Source organism: Escherichia sp. WS1265, assembly GCF_046487585.1.
In the GTDB taxonomy this organism is placed as follows: domain Bacteria; phylum Pseudomonadota; class Gammaproteobacteria; order Enterobacterales; family Enterobacteriaceae; genus Escherichia; species Escherichia coli.
The window spans coordinates 90,038-112,521 of the sequence record NZ_JBJQJE010000004.1 but is presented as its reverse complement, the minus strand read 5'-3'; the positions used below and the strand labels follow the sequence as shown (position 1 = coordinate 112,521).

Below are 22,484 nucleotides of genomic sequence, written 5' to 3'. Positions count from 1 at the left end.
GGAAAACGTTTCCGCTTATCCTTTGTGTCCGGCAAAAACATCCCTTCAGCCGGAGCATAGAGATTAATGACTGCACCATCCCAGGTATTAAAGATCCGCCGCCCAGACGACTGGCACCTTCACCTCCGCGATGGCGACATGTTAAAAACTGTCGTGCCGTATACCAGCGAAATTTATGGACGGGCTATCGTAATGCCCAATCTGGCTCCGCCCGTGACCAGCGTTGGGGCCGCCGTGGCGTATCGCCAGCGTATTCTTGACGCCGTACCTGCCGGGCACGATTTCACCCCGCTGATGACCTGTTATTTGACAGATTCACTAGACCCTAATGAGCTAGAGCGCGGATTTAACGAAGGCGTGTTCACCGCTGCAAAACTTTACCCGGCAAACGCAACTACTAACTCAAGTCACGGCGTGACGTCAGTTGACGCAATCATGCCGGTACTTGAGCGCATGGAAAAAATCGGTATGCCGTTACTGGTGCATGGTGAAGTGACACATGCAGATATCGACATTTTTGATCGTGAAGCACGCTTTATAGAAAGCGTGATGGAACCGCTGCGCCAGCGCCTGACTGCGCTGAAAGTCGTTTTTGAGCACATCACCACCAAAGATGCTGCCGACTATGTCCGTAACGGAAATGAACGGCTGGCTGCCACCATCACTCCGCAGCATCTGATGTTTAACCGCAACCATATGCTGGTTGGTGGCGTGCGTCCACATCTGTATTGTCTACCCATCCTCAAACGCAATATTCACCAACAGGCATTGCGTGAACTGGTCGCCAGCGGTTTTAATCGCGTATTCCTCGGTACGGATTCTGCGCCGCATGCACGTCATCGCAAAGAGAGCAGCTGCGGCTGCGCGGGCTGCTTCAACGCCCCAACCGCGCTGGGCAGTTACGCTACCGTCTTTGAAGAGATGAATGCTCTGCAGCACTTTGAAGCATTCTGTTCTGTAAACGGCCCGCAGTTCTATGGCTTGCCGGTCAACGACACATTCATCGAACTGGTCCACGAAGAACAACAGGTTGCTGCAAGCATCGCACTGACTGATGACACACTGGTGCCATTCCTCGCCGGGGAAACGGTACGCTGGTCCGTTAAACAATAAAAATCGTAGCTTCCTGTTGTCATTAGGTTATTTTACCTGTATAAATAACCAGTATATTCAACAGGGGGCTATTATGCGAATTGAAGTCACCATAGCGAAAACTTCTCCATTGCCAGCTGGGGCTATTGACGCCCTGGCTGGCGAACTTTCCCGCCGTATTCAGTATGCGTTTCCTGATAATGAAGGCCACGTATCGGTACGTTATGCCGCAGCGAATAATTTATCGGTTATTGGCGCAACAAAAGAAGATAAACAGCGCATTAGCGAAATTCTCCAGGAAACGTGGGAAAGCGCCGATGACTGGTTTGTCAGCGAATAATATGCAGTGATTTTTGTTTTTGCCGGGTCGCCCCGGCTTTTTTATTTTACTTACAAATTTTGAGTACAAAATTTCTACACTTCCTCAAAATAATTGCACAATATGCTAAAAAAATATGAATGACATGCTGTTTTATTGTTCATATAAATCTTAAAAGCAAAAATTTATCTGTTCCCCCCTTTAAAAATTCGGTGAATACCCTTACTTATTGGTATACTGAAGTTGCTTCAGATAAAAACGCATTGAACCTCGAATAACGTTGTCTAGTAACACGAATTAGGGGGCCATGATGGAAAAAAATAATGAAGTCATTCAGACTCATCCGCTCGTAGGGTGGGACATCAGCACCGTTGATAGCTATGATGCGCTGATGTTGCGTTTGCACTACCAGACCCCAAATAAGTCCGAGCAGGAAGGGACTGAAGTTGGTCAGACGCTCTGGTTAACCACTGATGTTGCCAGACAATTTATTTCGATATTAGAAGCAGGAATCGCCAAAATTGAATCCGGTGATTTCCCGGTAAACGAGTATCGGCGTCATTAACATGACATGACCATCCACCCAAAAGGCACCTCACCGGTGCCTTTACCATTTCTGGGTTGTATATCTGCATTCAGTTAATTACTCTGCTTAAACCATGAGAGCAGAGAGAAAAAAATGAAATACGATCTCATCATTATTGGCAGCGGTTCCGTAGGCGCTGCCGCCGGGTATTATGCAACCCGTGCCGGTTTAAACGTGCTAATGACCGACGCCCATATGCCACCACATCAACACGGCAGCCACCACGGCGATACGCGATTAATTCGCCATGCTTATGGTGAAGGCGAAAAGTATGTCCCGCTGGTTCTTCGCGCGCAAACGCTGTGGGATGAACTCTCCCGCCACAACGAAGAAGATCCCATTTTTGTACGCTCTGGCGTCATTAACCTTGGCCCGGCTGATTCCACATTTCTCGCCAACGTCGCCCACAGCGCCGAACAATGGCAACTCAACGTTGAAAAGCTCGATGCGCAAGGGATTATGGCCCGCTGGCCGGAAATACGCGTCCCGGACAACTACATCGGCTTATTTGAGACTGATTCCGGTTTTTTGCGCAGCGAACTGGCGATTAAAACCTGGATCCAACTGGCGAAGGAAGCGGGCTGTGCGCAGCTGTTCAACTGCCCGGTCACCGCAATTCGTCATGACGATGATGGCGTAACTATTGAAACGGCTGACGGTGAGTATCAGGCGAAAAAAGCGATTGTCTGCGCGGGAACATGGGTAAAAGACCTGCTCCCGGAGTTGCCTGTCCAGCCCGTACGCAAAGTATTTGCCTGGTATCAGGCCGATGGGCGCTATAGCGTGAAGAATAAATTCCCGGCGTTTACCGGTGAACTGCCCAATGGCGATCAATATTATGGTTTTCCGGCAGAAAACGACGCGTTGAAGATTGGCAAACATAACGGAGGCCAGATTATCCATTCAGCGGATGAACGTGTTCCGTTTGCGGAAGTGGTCAGCGATGGTTCGGAAGCCTTCCCGTTCTTGCGCAATGTCTTGCCGGGTATCGGTTGCTGCCTGTACGGCGCTGCCTGCACCTATGATAATTCGCCTGACGAAGATTTTATTATCGATACTCTACCCGGCCACGATAATACACTGCTCATTACCGGCCTGAGCGGGCACGGTTTTAAATTTGCGTCAGTTTTAGGGGAAATAGCTGCCGATTTTGCGCAAGACAAAAAAAGCGATTTTGATTTGACGCCATTCAGGCTTTCCCGCTTCCAATAATCATCATTACGGCCTCCAGAATGAGGCCGTTTTTACAGGAGTATTTAATGCGTCGGCTGTTGCACTATCTCATCAATAATATTCGCGAGCATCTGATGCTTTATCTTTTTCTCTGGGGATTGTTGGCAATTATGGATCTGATCTATGTGTTTTATTTTTAGTTTTCCGCACTGACATAAACTGACAAATATTTAATCTCCCTTTCATTTAGCGTGAAAAATTGAATGAGATTATTCCTGCTTCTACAGCACTCACCAGACATCTCTGATGCTGAACCCACTAAACTTATGAAGATTCTTTCATTATTAATTCAAAATTATTGAAATAAAAATAAATATCATTCAATTTGTTTTTTTTGTGTTGCAATTCACTCTCCGACACGCCATTTTCTTTCTCTCGCAAATTCGTTTTGGATGCACTTATGTCATTCACAAATACCCCTGAACGCTATGGTGTTATATCTGCGGCCTTCCATTGGCTAAGCGCAATTATTGTCTACGGCATGTTTGCTTTAGGTCTGTGGATGGTCACGCTCAGTTATTACGATGGCTGGTATCACAAAGCACCCGAACTGCATAAAAGCATCGGTATTTTGTTAATGATGGGGCTGGTTATTCGCGTTCTGTGGCGCGTCATATCTCCACCGCCGGGTCCGCTGCAGAGTTATTCGCCCATGACTCGTCTTGGCGCAAAGGCTGGACATCTCGCATTGTACTTATTGCTGTTCGCCATCGGCATCAGCGGCTATCTGATCTCAACTGCCGATGGTAAACCGATCAGCGTTTTTGGCTGGTTTGACGTCCCCGCGACCCTCGCCGACGCTGGCGCACAGGCTGACTTTGCCGGTGCCCTGCATTTTTGGCTCGCGTGGAGCGTCGTAGTACTGTCCGTTATGCACGGATTTATGGCCCTGAAGCATCATTTCATCGATAAAGACGACACTCTGAAGCGCATGCTGGGAAAGTCGTCATCTGACTATGGAGTATAAAAAATGAAAAAAAGCCTGCTTGGTTTAACCTTCGCTTCCCTGATGTTCTCTGCCGGTTCAGCGGTTGCCGCCGATTACAAAATTGACAAAGAAGGTCAGCACGCCTTTGTTAACTTCCGCATACAGCACCTTGGCTATAGCTGGTTATACGGCACCTTTAAAGATTTCGACGGTACTTTTACCTTTGATGAAAAAAATCCAGCTGCCGATAAAGTGAATGTGACAATTAACACCACCAGCGTCGATACTAACCACGCCGAACGCGATAAACATCTTCGCAGTGCGGATTTTCTCAATACCGCAAAATATCCACAGGCAACATTCACCTCCACCAGCGTGAAGAAAGACGGTGACGACCTGGATATTACCGGCGATCTGACGCTGAATGGCGTAACCAAACCCGTCACGCTGGAAGCGAAATTAATTGGTCAGGGCGACGACCCGTGGGGCGGTAAACGTGCAGGCTTCGATGCCGAAGGCAAAATTAAGCTCAAGGACTTCAATATCAAAACAGATTTAGGTCCAGCTTCTCAGGAAGTGGATCTGATTATTTCAGTGGAAGGCGTACAGCAGAAGTAAGCGTGAAATGTTGCCGGATGGCACGCATCCGGCAATGATATTTATTCTGTTGGATCAGGAATGCCCAGTGTTGTATTCAGACGTCCACGAGACTTATTAAAGATCTTATTGCCATTTTCACGTCCTGCCCGACGGCGTCGCTGTTCTTCAGGCGGTAACGCGCTTTCTTCGCAGCAAATCTCACTACAACAACCTTTGTATTTTTCCGCACATACTGGACACTGAATAAAAAGCAGGTGGCAGCCATCATTTTTACAGTTGGTATGGCTGTCGCACGGCGCACCGCACTGGTGGCAATGCGCGATAATCTCATCAGAGATACGTTCGCCCATCCGCTCGTCAAAAACAAAATTTTTGCCAATAAAACGCACCGGCAAGCCCTGCTCGCGCGCCTTACGGGCGTATTCAATAATTCCGCCCTCGATATGCCAGACTTTGTTGAATCCGTTATGTTTCATCCAGGCACTGGCTTTTTCACAACGAATGCCGCCGGTGCAGTACATGACGATTTTTTTATCTTTATGTGCCTGCATCATCTCGACTGCTTTTGGCAGCTGCTCACGGAAGGTATCTGCCGGAATTTCCAGCGCGTTTTCAAAGTGCCCCACTTCATACTCATAGTGGTTACGCATGTCGATAAACAATGCATCGGGATCGTCAAGCATGGCGTTCACTTCCGCCGCTTGCAGATACTCACCCACATTGCTGGCATCAAAGTGAGGATCGTCAATACCGTCGGCAACGATACGATCGCGGACCTTCATGCGCAGTACCCAGAAGGATTTCCCGTCATCATCCAACGCGATATTCAGGCGTAAGCCCTCTAAAGCCGGGTCGAAGGCATAAAGCTGCGCGCGAAATGTTTCAACATTGCTCGCAGGTACGCTGATTTGCGCGTTAATGCCCTCATGCGCCAGATACACTCGCCCAAAAACATCCAGCGCGGTAAACAGCTGATATAAAGCGTCACGGGTCGCCTTAGGATCGGCGATGTGGAAATACTTATAAAACGAAATGGTGGTTCGCGGTTCGCTCTCAGCCAACATTTTGGCTTTTAACGCGTCGTTGGAAATGCGGTTGTGTAACACTGGCATGGTGTACGGTTCCTGCGAGATGGGAAAGTAAAAATCCGCGGCATGATATAGCAATTATCGATAATTAACATCCACACATTTTACGCTACATTTGCGCATTAAAAATTATTTGTTATTTACAAGCGCGGCAATTTCGCCCAGTCTTCAGTCACAAATTTTGGTTGCGGGCGAAAAAATGCGACAATACATACAATTGCCCGTATAGGTTGAAAAACAGGATTGATATGACGAATCTACCCAAGTTCTCCACCGCACTGCTTCATCCGCGTTATTGGTTAACCTGGTTGGGTATTGGCGTACTTTGGTTAGTCGTGCAATTGCCCTACCCGGTTATCTACCGCCTCGGTTGTGGATTAGGAAAACTTGCGTTACGTTTTATGAAACGACGCGCAAAAATTGTGCATCGCAACCTGGAACTGTGCTTCCCGGAAATGAGCGAACAAGAACGCCGTAAAATGGTGGTGAAGAATTTCGAATCCGTTGGCATGGGACTGATGGAAACTGGCATGGCGTGGTTCTGGCCGGACCGCAGAATCGCCCGCTGGACGGAAGTGATCGGCATGGAACACATTCGTGACGTGCAGGCGCAAAAACGCGGCATCCTGTTAGTTGGCATCCATTTTCTGACCCTGGAGCTGGGTGCGCGGCAGTTTGGTATGCAGGAGCCGGGCATTGGCGTTTACCGCCCGAACGATAATCCACTGATTGACTGGCTACAAACCTGGGGCCGTTTGCGCTCAAATAAATCGATGCTCGACCGCAAAGATTTAAAAGGCATGATTAAAGCCCTGAAAAAAGGCGAAGTGGTCTGGTACGCACCGGATCATGATTACGGCCCGCGCTCAAGCGTTTTCGTCCCGTTGTTTGCCGTTGAGCAGGCTGCGACCACAACCGGAACCTGGATGCTGGCACGGATGTCCGGCGCATGTCTGGTGCCCTTCGTTCCACGCCGTAAGCCAGATGGCAAAGGGTATCAGTTGATTATGCTGCCGCCAGAGTGTTCTCCGCCGCTGGATGATGCCGAAACCACCGCCGCGTGGATGAACAAAGTGGTAGAAAAATGCATCATGATGGCACCAGAGCAGTATATGTGGTTACACCGTCGCTTTAAAACACGCCCGGAAGGCGTTCCTTCACGCTATTAAATCTCCCATGCCGGATGCTTCAGAAGGGTATCCGGCATTACCACAGCAAATCCCCCTGATTTAGCGATAAAAGCTCTCTGGATTGCGCCCCCTGGAAGTCGGGCGCATAATTAGTGTGCTTATCTTTTCTTCTTATGTTCACCGCGCCTGGCGCACCAACAGCGGATTGCTATGTCACCCTGTGAAAATGACACCCCTATAAACTGGAAACGAAACCTGATCGTCGCCTGGCTAGGCTGTTTTCTTACGGGTGCCGCCTTCAGCCTGGTAATGCCCTTCTTACCCCTCTACGTTGAGCAGCTTGGCGTTACGGGCCACTCCGCCTTGAATATGTGGTCCGGTATTGTCTTCAGCATTACATTTTTATTTTCGGCCATCGCCTCACCGTTTTGGGGTGGACTCGCCGACCGTAAAGGCCGCAAACTCATGCTATTACGCTCTGCCCTCGGCATGGGCATCGTGATGGTGTTGATGGGGCTGGCACAAAATATCTGGCAGTTTTTGATCCTGCGGGCGCTTCTTGGGTTACTTGGCGGATTTGTCCCCAACGCTAATGCTCTTATCGCCACACAAGTACCGCGTAATAAAAGCGGCTGGGCGCTGGGGACGCTTTCCACAGGCGGCGTTAGCGGTGCGTTGCTCGGCCCAATGGCTGGCGGCCTGCTCGCCGATAGCTACGGCTTACGTCCGGTATTCTTTATTACCGCCAGTGTGCTCATACTCTGCTTTTTCGTCACCCTGTTTTGCATCAGAGAAAAATTCCAGCCGGTCAGCAAAAAAGAGATGCTGCACATGCGTGAAGTGGTGACATCACTTAAAAACCCGAAACTGGTACTCAGCCTGTTTGTCACCACGTTAATCATCCAGGTGGCAACGGGCTCAATTGCCCCCATTCTGACGCTGTATGTCCGCGAACTGGCGGGTAACGTCAGTAACGTCGCCTTTATCAGTGGCATGATCGCCTCGGTGCCAGGCGTAGCTGCTCTGCTGAGTGCACCACGACTCGGCAAACTTGGCGATCGAATCGGCCCCGAAAAGATCCTGATTACGGCGCTGATCTTTTCTGTACTGCTGTTGATCCCAATGTCTTACGTTCAGACGCCATTGCAACTTGGGATTTTACGTTTTTTGCTCGGTGCCGCTGATGGTGCACTACTCCCCGCCGTACAGACACTGTTAGTTTATAACTCGAGCAACCAGATCGCCGGGCGTATCTTCAGCTATAACCAATCGTTTCGTGATATTGGCAACGTTACCGGACCATTGATGGGAGCCGCGATTTCAGCGAACTACGGTTTCAGAGCGGTATTTCTCGTCACCGCTGGCGTAGTATTATTCAACGCAGTCTATTCATGGAACAGTCTACGTCGTCGTCGAATACCCCAGGTATCGAACTGATTTTTCGCCTTTCATACTTGCAAAAGCGGAGAATCAGCTATCCTTTTCCCTGAAACCTCATCAACTCAAAGGGAGAATCGTGATGACCATGTACGCAACGCTTGAAGAAGCCATTGACGCTGCACGCGAAGAATTTCTTGCAGACAACCCCGGCATCGACGCCGAAGACGCGAATGTGCAACAGTTCAATGCCCAAAAATACGTTTTGCAGGACGGCGACATCATGTGGCAAGTTGAGTTTTTTGCCGACGAAGGGGAAGAAGGTGAATGTTTACCTATGCTTAGCGGTGAAGCCGCGCAAAGTGTTTTTGATGGCGACTATGATGAGATAGAGATCCGCCAGGAGTGGCAGGAAGAGAATACATTACATGAATGGGACGAGGGGGAATTTCAGCTTGAGCCACCGCTGGATACCGAGGAAGGACGCGCAGCAGCTGATGAGTGGGATGAACGTTAATCACTCATACGGGCCATGATGAATGTCGATCGGCAGCAGTAAAGTATCAAAAACCAGGGAGAATGGCAGATCAAGGATCGTGACATAACGCCAGGCGGAGTCACGCACATCCCATTGCACACCGGGATAATATTGGTTGCCATGCCCCTGCCCCGGTATAGTGCGACTAATAATGCTGCCACAGCCACTCAGCAAGGTCACCATGATGCTCACCACAATTAAACGCATTTGATACCTCTTCCGTAAAAAATACCGGCATAACGCCGGTATTTTTATTGGCTCGTTGTTTTTGCCAGATGTGGCGTGAACGCCTTATCCGACCTACAAAATCTTGCAAAATCAACATATTGCAGGAGCGATGTAGGCCTGATAAGCGTAGCTCATCAGGCAACTACGTTTTTATTGCGAAGCCGCATCCGGTTTACGCAATGCCAGTGGATTGAGCTTTATCCCTTCGTAATAACTCACCCATGAAGAATATCTCTCAGGGGAATTCCAGACGCGGAAATGCAGACGGGCCATCGTCACCGGATCGCTTAGCAGCACCAGGCGACGATCGCGATTCAGCTTCTCTGGCGTCTCGTTCAGCGCCTGTTCAACGTGGCGGTCACGGGCGATTTCCAGCACCTTACTGGCCCGGTGACGCGCGGTCGCCATTGCGGTTGCCAGAGCGTTAAATGACGGGTTAAACACTGCGTGCATAAAGCCATCGTCAAGGGAGCGTTGACGGTTCATCTCAAGGAACCGATCGGTATCAACCAGTACCTGCGGCGGTGAATACTCTTCCGGGATCAGGAACAGTTTCCAGCGTTTGGTGCGCAGACCAACGGTGGCACGGCTGGAAATCACCGAAACAAACGGTGACAGGATCAACGAGAAGACAATCGGTGCCAGCCAGAACAGGAAACGCAGATCCAACCACGCCATCCCAACAGCCCACACTAACCCTAATAGCAGCTGTGAGCCGTGGCGTTTGAACGCTTCACCCCAGGAAGTGGAGTCATCATCACGCTGCGGTGAATTCCACACCACTTCCCAGCCAAGGAACGCGCTGACGACGAAGACCGTATGGAACAGCATGCGTACCGGAGCCAGCAGCACGGAAAACAGCACTTCCAGCAGCAACGATAATGTAACGCGCCAGAAGCCGCCATATTCTTTCGTTCCTTTGCACCAGATAAGCAAAATGCTCAATAGCTTTGGCAGGAACAACAGCACCATGGTCGAAGCAAAAAGTGCAATCGCCAGCTCAGGACGCCACTGCGGCCACACCGGGAACAACTGCCGTGGTTGTAGGAAGTATTGCGGTTCGGTTAACGCATGCACTACCTGCAATGCAGTAGAGAGCGCGAGGAACATAAACCACAGCGGAGCGGAGAGATAAGACATCACGCCCGTCAGGAACACCGCACGGTGAACCGGGTGCATACCCTTCACCAGGAACAGACGGAAGTTCATCAGGTTACCGTGGCACCAGCGGCGGTCACGTTTTAGCTCATCAAGCAAGTTAGGCGGCAATTCTTCATAAGAACCTGGGAGATCGTAAGCAATCCAGACCCCCCAACCTGCACGGCGCATCAACGCTGCTTCCACGAAGTCATGTGACAGGATTGAACCGGCAAAGGAACCTTCGCCCGGCAGCGGAGCCAGTGCGCAGTGCTCGATAAACGGTTTCACGCGGATAATCGCGTTATGTCCCCAGTAGTGCGACTCGCCAAGTTGCCAGAAGTGCAAACCGGCTGTAAACAGTGGCCCATACACGCGGGTCGCGAACTGCTGACAGCGCGCATACAGCGTATCCATACCGGACGCTTTCGGCGACGACTGAATGATCCCGGCGTTCGGGTTGGCTTCCATCAGGCGCACCAGGCCGCATAAACAATCACCGGTCATTACCGAGTCAGCATCCAGCACCACCATGTAGCTGTACTGGCTGCCCCAACGACGGCAGAAGTCATCGATATTACCGCTTTTACGCTTCACGCGACGGCGGCGGCGGCGATAGAAAATCTGACCTTCGCCACCGACTTCAGCGATAAGCTCCATCCAGGCTTTTTGCTCTGCGACGCAGATATCCGGGTTATAACTGTCACTCAGAATGTAGACATCAAAGTGTTTGGCATTCCCGGTGGCTTTTACTGATTCCCACGTTGCACGCAAGCCAGCAAAAACACGGTTCACGTCTTCGTTACAGATAGGCATGATCAACGCCGTGCGATGCTCCGGGTTTAATGGTTCATCGCCAACTGTTGACGCAGATATACTGTATTTATCGCGACCAATAAGCAGTTGCAGGAAGCCCATCAACGCCGTCCAGAATCCGGCGGACACCCAACAGAACAGCACCGCAAAGAGGATCAGGATACCGGTTTGCAGCATATAAGGCAGAAGCTGCATAAAGGAAACCCACACATCCTGACCAACCATATCCATAGGATTAATCAGCGCCCACCCCTGATAAGGAAGAATGGTCTTCATATACCAGGTCGCGACAACAGTTTGCGCGAGCGTAAGGATTAACAAAATGTAACGGCGGATGGTACCGACGGTACGCCACTTTTGCTCGCTTTCCTGCTCTTCTTTGGTCAAACGAGCCAGATAGCGCGGCGTGACATCGCGTCCACGCAGACGATCCCAGAAACGGCCTACCGGGTTGGTACGCCACGGGTCGGGAAACATCGAGGAGCGTTTTGCTTCTGGCATCGCTTTAAGCTGATCGCGCCCTTCGTCGTCTTTAATTAACTGTCCATCAGCAAGTGAATCTGGCCAGGCTTGTTCCAGACGCGCCTTTACCGAGCCTTGCGGGGAGTCATCCTCCCGCGCCCAGGTACGGTGGTCGGCATCCAGCGCCTGATGAACGGCGCGGATATCAGTCTTCGGCAATGCCGCTTTCTCGCTTGCGGCGATGGGCATTGCGTCAATGTACTCAGTTGTCTTATTCATTGGCAGGTAACTGGTAGCTCCAGGTTTCACTCAACGTCTGATCGGCATTCACCAGCGCAGCACGCATTTCAGTGGTTTTCTTGGCATCTTTCACTTTCACACGCATCACCAGACGCCAGCCTTTGGTAACCGGGTTATAGCGCACCGTGCTTTCAACTATCTCACCATTATCACCAATGCTGGTTTGCGCTGTGACCGGGGTATCCTCTGGCAGTTTTTTCATCTCTGCGCCGGTAAAATCGACCACAAAGGCGATAGTACCGTCAGGTTGGCGAATCAGGTTCGACTGCTTCACATCCCCCGTTGAACGACGCGTTTGTTGCACCCATGCGTTATCTGGCGCATGCAGTTTGTCTTCATCACGGCTGAAGGTGATGGTGTATTTAAAGTTCATCTCTTTACCCGGCTCCGGCAGCTGATCCGGCGTCCAGTAAGCGACGATGTTATCGTTGGTTTCATCGTTGGTTGGAATTTCCACCAGCTCAACGCTGCCTTTGCCCCACTCCCCTTTCGGAGTCACCCATGCGCTTGGACGAAGATCGTAACGATCATCAAGATCTTCAAAGCGGGAGAAATCACGACCGCGCTGCAACAGACCGAAGCCTTGCGGGTTTTCCATCGAGAAACTGCTGACCGCTAAATGTTTCGGGTTATTCAACGGACGCCAGATCCACTCACCATTACCGGCATGGATAGAGAGACCGTTAGAGTCGTGCAACTCCGGACGATAGTTATTTGCAGGCGACGGTTGGTTCGGCCCAAACAGGAACATACTGGTTAACGGTGCAACCCCCAGTTTGCCGACTTTATCGCGCAGATAGATTTTCGACTGCACATCCACAACCGTGTCACGCCCTGGCATAACTACGAATTTGTAAGCACCTGTCGCGCGCGGCGAGTCAAGCAATGCATAAATGGTTAAACGTTTATCAGTCGGTTTTGGACGCTCGATCCAGAACTCTTTGAAGCGTGGAAATTCTTCACCCGATGGCAAGGCGGTATCAATTGCCAGGCCGCGTGCAGAAAGGCCATAAACCTGACCTGCACCAATCACGCGGAAATAGCTGGCCCCGAGCATGCTGACGATTTCATCGTTTTTATCTTTGCTGTTGATCGGGTAAAGCACTTTAAAACCGGCAAAACCAAGGTCTTTTACCGTGTCTTTGTCATGCTGAACATCGCCGAAAGTGAAATAATCCGGGCTGTATTTGATTCGTTTGACTGCGGTGGCAGTCACTTCATTTATTTTGACCGGGGTATCGAAGTACATACCCTGATGGTAGAACTCGAGTTTGAATGGGGTCTTCAGATTGTTCCAGTACGCTTTGTCATGATTAAACTGGATCTGCTGATAGTCCGCGTATTTCATATCGCGGAAAACGGAGGGCAAGTTGCTTTTAGGCGCCTCATAGCCTTTCCCGGCTAAGGATTGAGCTTGCTTTGCGACATCATCAATACTGAAAGCCCAGCTTGAAGATGTATACAGGGTTAACATTACTGCAGCACTCAACCAACGCATTTTCATCATTTGTAGTTTATGTTTCATAATTAGTAAGCACTTCCCCCTTTGTGTGCTTATATCGATCCGATCTATTTTAATGGATAACCAGCCATTCCGACAACAGAATCCCGGTATCGTTCAGCACGCTGGCTCATGGATTAAGCACCTGATTGCAACCGTTTTCACTTTCCGTGCTTCTCCTAAAGACAGAAGCATCGACTTCGTGTAGGGTTTGCCAGCAAATTTATTTATCAACCGTCTTACAGACGCTTCCATTCTGGTTAGTGGTAGCGATGATGCTATGCATAAAAACCTTGAAGCCTGCGCCTGGCGCGGTCAGGTCGGTGTCGCTATGGCAACAAGCCTAAAGGCATAACCCGACAGGGATAAGACGAAAAATCCGAGATTAGTTAACCATATATGAATCCAGTACCCGCGCAACGTGAATATTTTCTCGACTCCATCCGCGCCTGGCTGATGTTGTTAGGGATCCCTTTTCATATTTCTTTAATCTATTCGAGCCATACATGGCATGTGAATAGCGCCGAACCGTCATTGTGGCTGACCCTTTTTAATGACTTCATCCACTCGTTCCGCATGCAGGTATTTTTCGTTATATCCGGGTACTTTTCCTACATGCTTTTTTTACGCTATCCCTTGAAAAAATGGTGGAAAGTACGTGTCGAACGTGTAGGTATCCCGATGTTAACAGCCATCCCCCTACTGACATTACCGCAATTTATTATGCTGCAATACGTCAAAGGGAAAGCGGAAAGTTGGCCTGGACTGTCATTGTATGACAAATATAATACGTTGGCCTGGGAATTAATATCGCACCTGTGGTTTTTATTGGTGTTAGTGGTCATGACGACGCTGTGCGTCTGGATATTTAAACGCATCAGAAATAATTTAGAAAATTCTGATAAAACGAATAAAAAATTCTCGATGGTAAAACTATCGGTGATTTTTTTGTGCCTCGGCATCGGCTATGCGGTAATAAGAAGAACGATTTTTATTGTGTATCCGCCCATTCTGAGTAACGGCATGTTCAATTTTATTGTCATGCAAACGCTATTTTATTTGCCGTTCTTTATCCTCGGCGCACTGGCTTTCATTTTCCCTCATCTTAAAGCCTTGTTTACCACGCCGTCTCGTGGCTGTACCCTCGCAGCAGCATTGGCATTTGTCGCTTACTTACTCAACCAGCGCTATGGCAGTGGCGATGCCTGGATGTACGAAACCGAGTCGGTGATCACCATGGTCCTCGGTCTGTGGATGGTGAATGTGGTCTTCTCCTTCGGCCACCGTTTGCTTAACTTCCAGTCAGCGCGGGTGACTTACTTTGTTAACGCATCGCTGTTTATCTATCTGGTTCACCACCCGTTAACGCTGTTTTTCGGCGCGTACATTACACCGCACATCACCTCCAACTGGCTTGGTTTTCTCTGTGGCCTGATATTCGTAGTAGGGATTGCGATAATTCTGTATGAAATTCATTTACGCATCCCATTACTGAAGTTTTTGTTCTCTGGTAAACCGGTTGTTAAGCGTGAGAACGATAAAGCACCAGCCCGTTAAGCCGCGTTTACAATAACCATTCCACGGGCAATATCGACGCCAGTTTGACCATAACCCGCTTCCAGAAACTGGTGGCGGGTTCTTTTTTGAGAACAATCTCTTTCTTTGCATGACGATCAACCCAGTTGATCCGTCCCCACCTGTCCAGACGGAGCTGCCAGGCCGCATCATACTGGCTCTGAATAAAGCGTTTATCAATTAACTGTGCCAGCGTTTCGCTCTCTATCACGAAGCCCATTTCAGTATTGAGCAATGTCGAACGTGGATCGAAATTGAAAGAGCCGATAAACACCGTTTTACCATCGATGCTAAAGGTTTTAGCATGCAGGCTGGCACCGGAATTACCGGTTATGCCGCGATCGTGTAACGTACTACTTTGTTCACGCGTCGGCTTGAGTTCATATAATTCCACGCCATAGCGGAGCAATTTTTTGCGCCAGCGCGCGTATCCGGCATGGACGACAGCAACATCGTTAGCGGCAAGAGAATTGGTTAGGATCGCAATCTTTACCCCTTTTCTCACCATCCGTAAGAGTTGCGCCACACCTGCGCGTGTCGGTACAAAATAGGAAGAGATAATATCGATGCGTTCACTGGGTGAGCCCATGATATCGAACAGGCGCTGCGGTAACAGTGAATGCCGTTTTGCCTTGCCTTCCCCTTTCGCCGGATCATCACTTAATAAACGTGTTTTCGCCCAGATAAGCGGCAACGTTCCATCAACCAGATGATTTATAAACGGGCTGGATTCCATTTTGCGTAAATAACGATGCGTCATGGCATCGTTGTGCCAGGATGCTGGTAACTCGATGCGATCCGCCATTTCACCTTCCGGGACATCCAGCACCTGCTGTAGGGGTGAAACCGATTTGCAATACCAGTAGCGGGCGAAATCATCGGCAACGTCCTCTACAACTGGTCCTATTGCCATGACATCTAAATCCGAAAAAAGTGGCTCTTCCCCTGCACCAAAATAGGCATCACCAATATTTCGTCCTCCCACCAGGGTAACCACGCCATCGACAGTGAAACTTTTATTGTGCATACGGCGATTGAGACGGGAAAAGTCGGTGATATAACCAAGCGGACGCAGCAAGCGAAACGAGAAAGGATTAAAAAGCCGGACTTCAATGCGTGGATGACTGTCAAGCAAGCGTAAAATGTCGTCAAGTCCGGGCGTATTGTTGTCATCCAGCAACAAACGGACGCGAACGCCACGCTTTGCTGCGGCTAACAGGGCGGAAAACAGTAACCGACCCGACATATCGTCCTGCCAGATGTAATACTGAACATCCAGCGTATGCTCTGCCATTTCGGCCAGACGATACCGGGCGGCAAACGCATCCAGACTTTTCTCCAGAGGAAAAAGGCCACACTGACCGGGATGTTGCGAACACAGTGGCAGCACCGCGCTCGCCAGCCGGGGCAAATCATTCATCTCCTTGTTGAGTAAGGAGTCTTTCGTAGAGGTGGGCGTTTTCTTCATCATAACAGACAAAGTATACCTGTTCGGGTAAAGCGTGACGGGTAATAAATTCTGAAACGGTTTTTACTGCGATTTCAGCCGCTGCCGCACGAGGGTAACCATAAACCCCAGTACTAATTGCAGGAAAAGCCACTGACGTATAGCTGTTTGCCGCCACCAGTCGTAGGCTATTGAGATAGGCATCCTGCAAAAGCTGGTCTTCGTTTTGTTCACCACCACGCCAGACTGGCCCGACGGTGTGCACTACGGCTTTAGCGGGAAGATCGCCTGCAAGCGTAATAACGGCATGCCCCGTAGGGCAATCGCCCTGCTGTTGCCTGACTTTTAAACAGGCATCCAGCAGCGCCGGACCCGCTGCGCGATGAATGGCCCCATCGACGCCGCCGCCTCCCATTAATGACGGATTAGCCGCATTCACAATCACATCAACGGCCAGTTTGGTAATATCACCCTGCACAACATGAATACGCGTTTTCATAACGCCTCCTTACACCTTCTTGTTTCTTAAGTGTACAGCAGGCTTTTTGGTTAAATCGCATTTTTCTGCTCAGCAAGGTGAGTTGTTCAGAAACTTAGTTATATTCGATGTTCATTACAGCCAGCTTTTTCTGTTTATCAAGATACTGCACTTTTACTGAGGCTATTTGCGCGTTTTTGACATTGCCGCTCATTAACGCTTTGCTGGAATAGGTTCTGCCCGGAACAGAGCCATTCTGTGGGCAGTTCATTTCTACGGGTGATGACTGGGTGCTGACGTCACATGCCGGTTCCACAATTTGGCCATAAAAGTGGATCACGCCCCCTTGCGCGCTGCTTCCTGCGATGGCAATAAAAGGAAAAAACATACTGCCGAGCATGAGAGAGTCTAAAAAAGGTCTGAACATTTATTCTATTTCCTCAATGATTAGTCATCCTTGAGGGTTGTGTTATCCATACTTTCAGGTTGGCTGATCCGCAGCAGACCATTCTCTCCAGATTCATCTTATGCTCGATATTTCAACAAATTAAGACTTTTCTGAAGAGGGCGGCCATTGTTGTGATAAATGAAGTGACTGTCCATCAGAAACAGTAACAACTATTTTCACCCGATCGTCCGGGGAAATATTTAAACTCAACTTCGTCAAAGCAATGGGTTGATTAGCAGGCAATGAGAGGGTCTTTTCTTGCTTCGTCTGACTTTTCCCTGAACTGCCTTCGCGCAGGGACAATATTTGTACTCTGCACAGACAAGATTGAGTAAGAGTGACTTCAGGAATAATGGTGTACATATCCCCTTGCTGGGTCGTATTAAAGGTTATCTGACTGGAAAGTGCCGCAAGGAGTAATAACGCATTCATATTCTTCTCCCGAAAAAAAACAGGGCTTGCGCCCTGTTTCTTTAATACAGAGGATGTATTAGTACTGATGAGCGGTCGCGTTGTTACCAAAGCCAACCTGAGTGACGTTAACGCTGGAGTTAGATGCAGTCTGGTCAACAGCAGCACCGTTACCGCCACCGAACTGTTTAACAGTCATAGTAGAATCTTTACCATTCCACTGATCAAGAGTAGCGCTGTTGCCGAAACCACGCTGAGTCAGATCGATTGAGCTGTCATCAGAACCTTGGCCAACATCTGCGCCGTTACCGCCGCCGTGCTGGGTAATGGTCAGATCAGAGTTACGGGCGTCAGCTTGCAGAGCAAGAGCAGAGTTACCGCCACCGTACTGGTAAATGTTCAGCTCTGAATTCGGGCCGCTGTTATTACCGCCACCACCGTGGTTACCGCCACCGCCGCCGTACTGAGGAACAACACCTGCCAGAGCGCTACCGGAGAATACGATTGCTGCAATTGCTGCTACTTTTAAAAGTTTCATGTAAAACCCCCATCGGATTGATTTAAAAGTCGAATGGAAATTAACGTTGTGTCACGCGAATAGCCATTTGCGACTGTCTCTGCACTACAATTGCCGTTTTTTGAGTACCATACTGTGTAATATTTGCTTTATTACCAGAACCTTTCTGGATAATCATCGCAGTATTACCATAAGCACCTTGCGAAATACTGGCATCGTTGGCATTGCCCGCCTGATCAATATATGCAAGGTTATAATCTCCTGTCTGGTCAATCTTTGCCCGGTTGCTACTACCTTCTTGCGCAACAACCGCCAAAAGTTTTGAGCCTCCCTGCCGTACCTGAGCACTATTATTAGTCCCAGCTTGACCAATTATGGCTGCCTGATTAAATGAAGACTTACTCAATTCATTTACCGCGAAGTTATATTCTGAATTAGCTAAATCATAACCTGCTGCGGCTGCAATCCCAGGCGCACCCAGTATTGTTAACATCATAAATAACAATTTGTTTTTCATGTTGTCACCCTGGACCTGGTCGTACATTTAAGAAATTAAATCATTTCAACTTGGTTGTTAACGCAATCTGTATTTTATTAACGCTGCGTTACGATGGAAAGTATGTCTGCGGAAATATTTTTAATAACTCACCCGCGCGTTGTATTTTTCTTTTTTTGTTCATACCAAAGTATTAAAACCCACGTAAATACGCTGTTATCTACGCAAAAAAATATTTTGTTTTCTTTTAAATCTCCGTTTTCCGCAATCAAAAATCACCAGACAGCCATTCTTCTTGCCCGTCGCTGATTGCTGCGATATGTCTTGCGCACAAGCCGTGACAAACCTCGTCTTTTTGCAGTAAAAAATTGTCCACGGAGGTGTGAAGAAAAAACAAGAACGTTTTACATGACGAAAGGACTACACCGAAATATTTTTTATATGCATTATTAGTAAGTCAGCACCATTTGTATGATTTTTTAAAATTGTGCAATAAAAACCAAATGTACAACTTTTCTATCATTTCTAAACTTAATAAAACCTTAAGATTAACATTTTAATATAACGAGTTACATTTAGTTACATGTTTAACACTTGATTTAAGATTTGTAATGGCTAGATTGAAATTAGATGTAATCCATTAGTTTTATATTTTACCCATTTAGGGCTGATTTATTACTACACACAGCAGTGCAACATCTGTCAGTACTTCTGGTGCTTCTATTTTAGAGGCAGCTGTCAGGTGTGCGATCAATAAAAAAGGCGGGGTTTCATCATGTTTAATGAAGTCCATAGTATTCATGGTCATACATTATTGTTGATCACTAAACCTTCTTTGCAGGCGACAGCTCTCTTGCAGCACCTTAAACAATCGCTGGCAATTACAGGAAAATTACATAATATTCAACGTTCTCTGGACGATATATCTTCAGGCTCTATTATTCTTCTGGATATGATGGAAGCGGATAAAAAGCTTATCCATTATTGGCAGGATACTTTGAGCAGGAAAAACAACAATATCAAAATATTGTTGCTAAATACGCCTGAAGATTACCCGTACCGCGACATTGAAAACTGGCCTCATATCAACGGCGTTTTTTATGCCATGGAGGATCAAGAACGTGTTGTCAATGGGTTGCAAGGCGTCCTGCGCGGCGAATGCTACTTTACGCAAAAGCTTGCCAGTTACCTGATTACGCATTCAGGTAACTATCGTTATAACAGCACGGAATCAGCCCTCCTTACTCATCGGGAAAAAGAGATCCTGAATAAGCTGCGTATCGGCGCGTCTAATAACGAGATCGCTCGTTCGTTGTTCATCAGCGAAAATACGGTTAAAACGCATCTTTATAATCTTTTCAAGAAGATAGCCGTAAAAAACCGGACACAAGCGGTTTCCTGGGCAAACGATAACCTCAGGCGATAAAGCCATGAAACGTTATTTACGCTGGATTGTGGCGGCAGAATTTCTGTTCGCCGCAGGGAATCTTCACGCCGTTGAGGTAGAAGTCCCGGGATTGTTAACTGACCATACTGTTTCATCTATTGGCCATGATTTTTACCGAGCCTTTAGTGATAAATGGGAAAGTGACTATACGGGTAACTTAACGATTAATGAAAGGCCCAGTGCACGATGGGGAAGCTGGATCACTATAACGGTCAATCAGGACGTTATTTTCCAGACTTTTTTATTCCCGTTGAAAAGAGACTTCGAAAAAACTGTCGTCTTTGCACTGATTCAAACTGAAGAAGCACTAAATCGTCGCCAGATAAATCAGGCGTTATTAAGTACGGGCGATTTGGCGCATGATGAATTCTAAATAAAAAATTGTTCGGAGGCTGCAATGCGTGTCAAACATGCAGTAGTTCTACTCATGCTTATTTCGCCATTAAGTTGGGCTGGAACCATGACTTTTCAGTTCCGTAATCCAAACTTTGGTGGTAACCCAAATAATGGCGCTTTTTTATTAAATAGCGCCCAGGCCCAAAACTCTTATAAAGATCCGAGCTATAACGATGACTTTGGTATTGAAACGCCCTCAGCGTTAGATAACTTTACTCAGGCCATCCAGTCACAAATTTTAGGTGGGCTACTGTCGAATATTAATACCGGCAAACCGGGCCGCATGGTGACCAACGATTATATCGTTGATATTGCTAACCGCGATGGTCAATTGCAGTTGAACGTGACAGATCGTAAAACCGGACAAACCTCGACTATCCAGGTTTCGGGTTTACAAAATAACTCAACCGATTTTTAAGCCCCAGCTTCATAAGGAAAATAATCATGCAGCGCTTATTTCTTTTGGTTGCCGTCATGTTACTGAGCGGATGCTTAACCGCCCCGCCTAAAGAAGCCGCCAGACCGACATTAATGCCTCGTGCTCAGAGCTACAAAGATTTGACCCATCTGCCAGCGCCGACGGGTAAGATCTTTGTTTCGGTATACAACATTCAGGACGAAACCGGGCAATTTAAACCCTACCCGGCAAGTAACTTCTCCACTGCTGTTCCGCAAAGCGCCACGGCAATGCTGGTCACGGCATTAAAAGATTCTCGCTGGTTTATACCGCTGGAGCGCCAGGGCTTACAAAACCTGCTTAACGAGCGCAAGATTATTCGTGCAGCACAAGAAAACGGCACGGTTGCCATTAATAACCGAATCCCGCTGCAATCTTTAACGGCGGCAAATATCATGGTTGAAGGTTCAATTATTGGTTATGAAAGCAACGTTAAATCGGGCGGGGTTGGGGCAAGATATTTTGGGATCGGTGCCGACACGCAATACCAGCTTGATCAGATTGCCGTGAACCTGCGTGTCGTCAATGTGAGTACCGGTGAGATCCTCTCCTCGGTGAACACCAGTAAGACGATACTTTCCTATGAAGTTCAGGCCGGGGTCTTCCGCTTTATTGACTACCAGCGCTTGCTGGAAGGGGAAGTAGGTTACACCTCGAACGAACCCGTTATGCTGTGCCTGATGTCGGCTATCGAAACAGGCGTCATTTTCCTGATTAATGATGGTATCGACCGCGGTCTTTGGGATTTGCAGAACAAAGCAGAACGGCAGAATGACATTCTGGTGAAATACCGCCATATGTCGGTTCCACCGGAATCCTGATAGATAAAAATGCCGGAATTAATAATCCGGCATTTTACTGTTTAAGCGAAAGCGTGAGTGCCTCTCACGCTTTATTTTTGATTTGCTGCTCACGGTGAGCGGTCTTCGTACTACGCGCCGCCAGCCACAGGCCGCTGTTTTTCATTGCGTAACCAAATATCAACCCGAGCGCCAGCGAAGGTAACACCAGTTTCCAGTCACCCTGCCCGGCAAACGTCGCGCATGCGCCTATAAACGTCCCCGGAACAAATGAAAGCAGCAGCTGTTTCGCCTGAATACACATCAGAAACGCGACAATACCGGTTATGACATAACCGAGAATTTCCAGATGTGGTGCCAGTGCACTACCGTAAATAATGACCATCGCCCACACCACGCCACTAAGCAGGGTTGCAGCGGAGATCGCCAGCCCTTTCAGCCCACCTTGCGGGCAGGCAAAGTAGGCCGTACAGCCCAGGAAGCCCGCCCAGCTTAGTAAGCCCAGGGAAACAGCCACCCATCCCCAGATACCGGAGAGAATGCCTGTTGTGATTGCAATAGAGAGAAGTATGTTCATGCCGCGCATGATAGCAGAAAACGCGGCCATGAATGAGATCGAGCACACATTTTATGCAACAACAAATTATCTGTTGCAGTTATGAGTGATGCAGATCACA

26 protein-coding genes are annotated in these 22,484 nt (G+C 48.4%); 15 read left to right on the top strand and 11 right to left on the bottom strand.

The genetic code is table 11. The features are described from left to right. Positions 1–66 precede the first annotated feature (66 nt). The 7 genes from pyrC (at position 67) to ACJHX3_RS05735 (ending at position 4,776) form a co-directional block, all read left to right on the top strand. Entirely contained in the window at positions 67–1,113 is a 1,047-nt protein-coding gene (gene pyrC / locus ACJHX3_RS05765; RefSeq protein ID WP_000126523.1) for a dihydroorotase, read from the top strand. Between the two features lie 73 nt (positions 1,114–1,186). Continuing rightward, entirely contained in the window at positions 1,187–1,432 is a 246-nt protein-coding gene (gene dinI, locus ACJHX3_RS05760; protein ID WP_001217754.1) for a DNA damage-inducible protein I, read from the top strand. A 289-nt stretch (positions 1,433–1,721) separates the two neighbouring features. Next, the gene (bssS, locus tag ACJHX3_RS05755; RefSeq protein WP_000414437.1) at positions 1,722–1,976 is read left to right on the top strand and encodes a biofilm formation regulator BssS; all 255 of its coding nucleotides are present in this window, start codon (positions 1,722–1,724) and stop codon (positions 1,974–1,976) included. Positions 1,977–2,090: 114 nt separating this feature from the next. Continuing rightward, a complete protein-coding gene (gene solA / locus ACJHX3_RS05750) occupies positions 2,091–3,209 on the top strand; it encodes an N-methyl-L-tryptophan oxidase (RefSeq protein ID WP_000872831.1) in 1,119 nt (372 codons plus the stop codon). Positions 3,210–3,256: 47 nt separating this feature from the next. Beyond that, complete coding sequence (locus ACJHX3_RS05745) at positions 3,257–3,370, top strand: YceO family protein (RefSeq protein WP_001253418.1); 114 nt, start codon at positions 3,257–3,259, stop codon at positions 3,368–3,370. A 260-nt stretch (positions 3,371–3,630) separates the two neighbouring features. Continuing rightward, positions 3,631–4,197: a cytochrome b gene (locus ACJHX3_RS05740; RefSeq protein WP_000011118.1), complete on the top strand. Its 567-nt coding sequence runs from the start codon at positions 3,631–3,633 to the stop codon at positions 4,195–4,197. Between the two features lie 3 nt (positions 4,198–4,200). Beyond that, a complete protein-coding gene (locus tag ACJHX3_RS05735) occupies positions 4,201–4,776 on the top strand; it encodes a YceI family protein (protein WP_000749257.1) in 576 nt (191 codons plus the stop codon). Between the two features lie 41 nt (positions 4,777–4,817). Here ACJHX3_RS05735 and ACJHX3_RS05730 read toward each other — a convergent pair whose 3' ends face one another. After that, on the bottom strand, positions 4,818–5,870 hold the full coding sequence (locus ACJHX3_RS05730; protein ID WP_001305889.1) for a rhodanese-related sulfurtransferase: 1,053 nt from the start codon (positions 5,868–5,870) through the stop codon (positions 4,818–4,820). Between the two features lie 224 nt (positions 5,871–6,094). Between ACJHX3_RS05730 and lpxL the strand changes: the two genes are divergently transcribed. From lpxL to ACJHX3_RS05715, 3 genes are all read left to right on the top strand, one after another. After that, the gene (gene lpxL / locus ACJHX3_RS05725) at positions 6,095–7,015 is read left to right on the top strand and encodes a kdo(2)-lipid IV(A) lauroyltransferase (RefSeq protein WP_000183364.1); all 921 of its coding nucleotides are present in this window, start codon (positions 6,095–6,097) and stop codon (positions 7,013–7,015) included. 171 nt (positions 7,016–7,186) lie between these two features. Further along, on the top strand, positions 7,187–8,413 hold the full coding sequence (mdtG, locus tag ACJHX3_RS05720; protein ID WP_000074172.1) for a multidrug efflux MFS transporter MdtG: 1,227 nt from the start codon (positions 7,187–7,189) through the stop codon (positions 8,411–8,413). 82 nt (positions 8,414–8,495) lie between these two features. Further along, positions 8,496–8,870, top strand: coding sequence for a MysB family protein (locus tag ACJHX3_RS05715; protein ID WP_000180056.1), 375 nt, complete (start codon positions 8,496–8,498; stop codon positions 8,868–8,870). On the opposite strand, the gene ACJHX3_RS05710 is transcribed toward ACJHX3_RS05715, so the two are convergent. From ACJHX3_RS05710 to mdoG, 3 genes are all read right to left on the bottom strand, one after another. Further along, entirely contained in the window at positions 8,871–9,098 is a 228-nt protein-coding gene (locus ACJHX3_RS05710) for a YceK/YidQ family lipoprotein (RefSeq protein WP_001237205.1), read from the bottom strand. Positions 9,099–9,269: 171 nt separating this feature from the next. Further along, positions 9,270–11,813 (bottom strand): glucans biosynthesis glucosyltransferase MdoH, encoded by a 2,544-nt coding sequence (gene mdoH / locus ACJHX3_RS05705; RefSeq protein WP_001309403.1) that lies wholly within the window; start codon positions 11,811–11,813, stop codon positions 9,270–9,272. Then, the gene (gene mdoG, locus ACJHX3_RS05700) at positions 11,806–13,341 is read right to left on the bottom strand and encodes a glucans biosynthesis protein MdoG (protein ID WP_001300662.1); all 1,536 of its coding nucleotides are present in this window, start codon (positions 13,339–13,341) and stop codon (positions 11,806–11,808) included. The genes mdoH and mdoG overlap by 8 nt, the downstream gene beginning before the upstream one ends. A 393-nt stretch (positions 13,342–13,734) precedes the next feature. Between mdoG and mdoC the strand changes: the two genes are divergently transcribed. Next, positions 13,735–14,892, top strand: coding sequence for a glucans biosynthesis protein MdoC (gene mdoC, locus ACJHX3_RS05695; RefSeq protein WP_001070350.1), 1,158 nt, complete (start codon positions 13,735–13,737; stop codon positions 14,890–14,892). A 7-nt stretch (positions 14,893–14,899) separates the two neighbouring features. Here mdoC and clsC read toward each other — a convergent pair whose 3' ends face one another. From clsC to csgB, 6 genes are all read right to left on the bottom strand, one after another. Further along, complete coding sequence (gene clsC / locus ACJHX3_RS05690; protein ID WP_001605229.1) at positions 14,900–16,381, bottom strand: cardiolipin synthase ClsC; 1,482 nt, start codon at positions 16,379–16,381, stop codon at positions 14,900–14,902. Further along, positions 16,323–16,856 carry an O-acetyl-ADP-ribose deacetylase gene (gene ymdB / locus ACJHX3_RS05685; RefSeq protein WP_000857405.1) on the bottom strand — a complete coding sequence of 178 codons (534 nt, stop codon included), beginning with the start codon at positions 16,854–16,856 and terminating at the stop codon, positions 16,323–16,325. The genes clsC and ymdB overlap by 59 nt, the downstream gene beginning before the upstream one ends. 94 nt (positions 16,857–16,950) lie before the next feature. After that, a complete protein-coding gene (locus tag ACJHX3_RS05680) occupies positions 16,951–17,262 on the bottom strand; it encodes a type 1 fimbrial protein (protein ID WP_000489565.1) in 312 nt (103 codons plus the stop codon). A gap of 120 nt (positions 17,263–17,382) precedes the next feature. Then, entirely contained in the window at positions 17,383–17,715 is a 333-nt protein-coding gene (csgC, locus tag ACJHX3_RS05675; protein WP_000992814.1) for a curli assembly chaperone CsgC, read from the bottom strand. Positions 17,716–17,773: 58 nt separating this feature from the next. Further along, on the bottom strand, positions 17,774–18,232 hold the full coding sequence (csgA, locus tag ACJHX3_RS05670) for a curli major subunit CsgA (protein ID WP_000771429.1): 459 nt from the start codon (positions 18,230–18,232) through the stop codon (positions 17,774–17,776). A gap of 40 nt (positions 18,233–18,272) precedes the next feature. Beyond that, complete coding sequence (gene csgB / locus ACJHX3_RS05665) at positions 18,273–18,728, bottom strand: curli minor subunit CsgB (protein ID WP_001389579.1); 456 nt, start codon at positions 18,726–18,728, stop codon at positions 18,273–18,275. Between the two features lie 754 nt (positions 18,729–19,482). Here csgB and csgD point away from each other — a divergent pair. From csgD to csgG, 4 genes are read left to right on the top strand one after another with little or no spacing between them, the layout of a single operon-like run. Then, positions 19,483–20,133 (top strand): biofilm master transcriptional regulator CsgD, encoded by a 651-nt coding sequence (gene csgD, locus ACJHX3_RS05660; protein WP_000481500.1) that lies wholly within the window; start codon positions 19,483–19,485, stop codon positions 20,131–20,133. Positions 20,134–20,137: 4 nt separating this feature from the next. Beyond that, a complete protein-coding gene (gene csgE, locus ACJHX3_RS05655) occupies positions 20,138–20,527 on the top strand; it encodes a curli production assembly/transport protein CsgE (RefSeq protein WP_000833288.1) in 390 nt (129 codons plus the stop codon). Between the two features lie 24 nt (positions 20,528–20,551). Beyond that, positions 20,552–20,968 (top strand): curli production assembly/transport protein CsgF, encoded by a 417-nt coding sequence (gene csgF, locus ACJHX3_RS05650; RefSeq protein ID WP_001264088.1) that lies wholly within the window; start codon positions 20,552–20,554, stop codon positions 20,966–20,968. Positions 20,969–20,994: 26 nt separating this feature from the next. After that, positions 20,995–21,828 carry a curli production assembly/transport protein CsgG gene (gene csgG / locus ACJHX3_RS05645; protein ID WP_001189321.1) on the top strand — a complete coding sequence of 278 codons (834 nt, stop codon included), beginning with the start codon at positions 20,995–20,997 and terminating at the stop codon, positions 21,826–21,828. 64 nt (positions 21,829–21,892) lie between these two features. Here csgG and ACJHX3_RS05640 read toward each other — a convergent pair whose 3' ends face one another. Further along, positions 21,893–22,384 carry a DUF1097 domain-containing protein gene (locus ACJHX3_RS05640; RefSeq protein WP_001308552.1) on the bottom strand — a complete coding sequence of 164 codons (492 nt, stop codon included), beginning with the start codon at positions 22,382–22,384 and terminating at the stop codon, positions 21,893–21,895. Between the last annotated feature and the right edge of the window lie 100 nt (positions 22,385–22,484).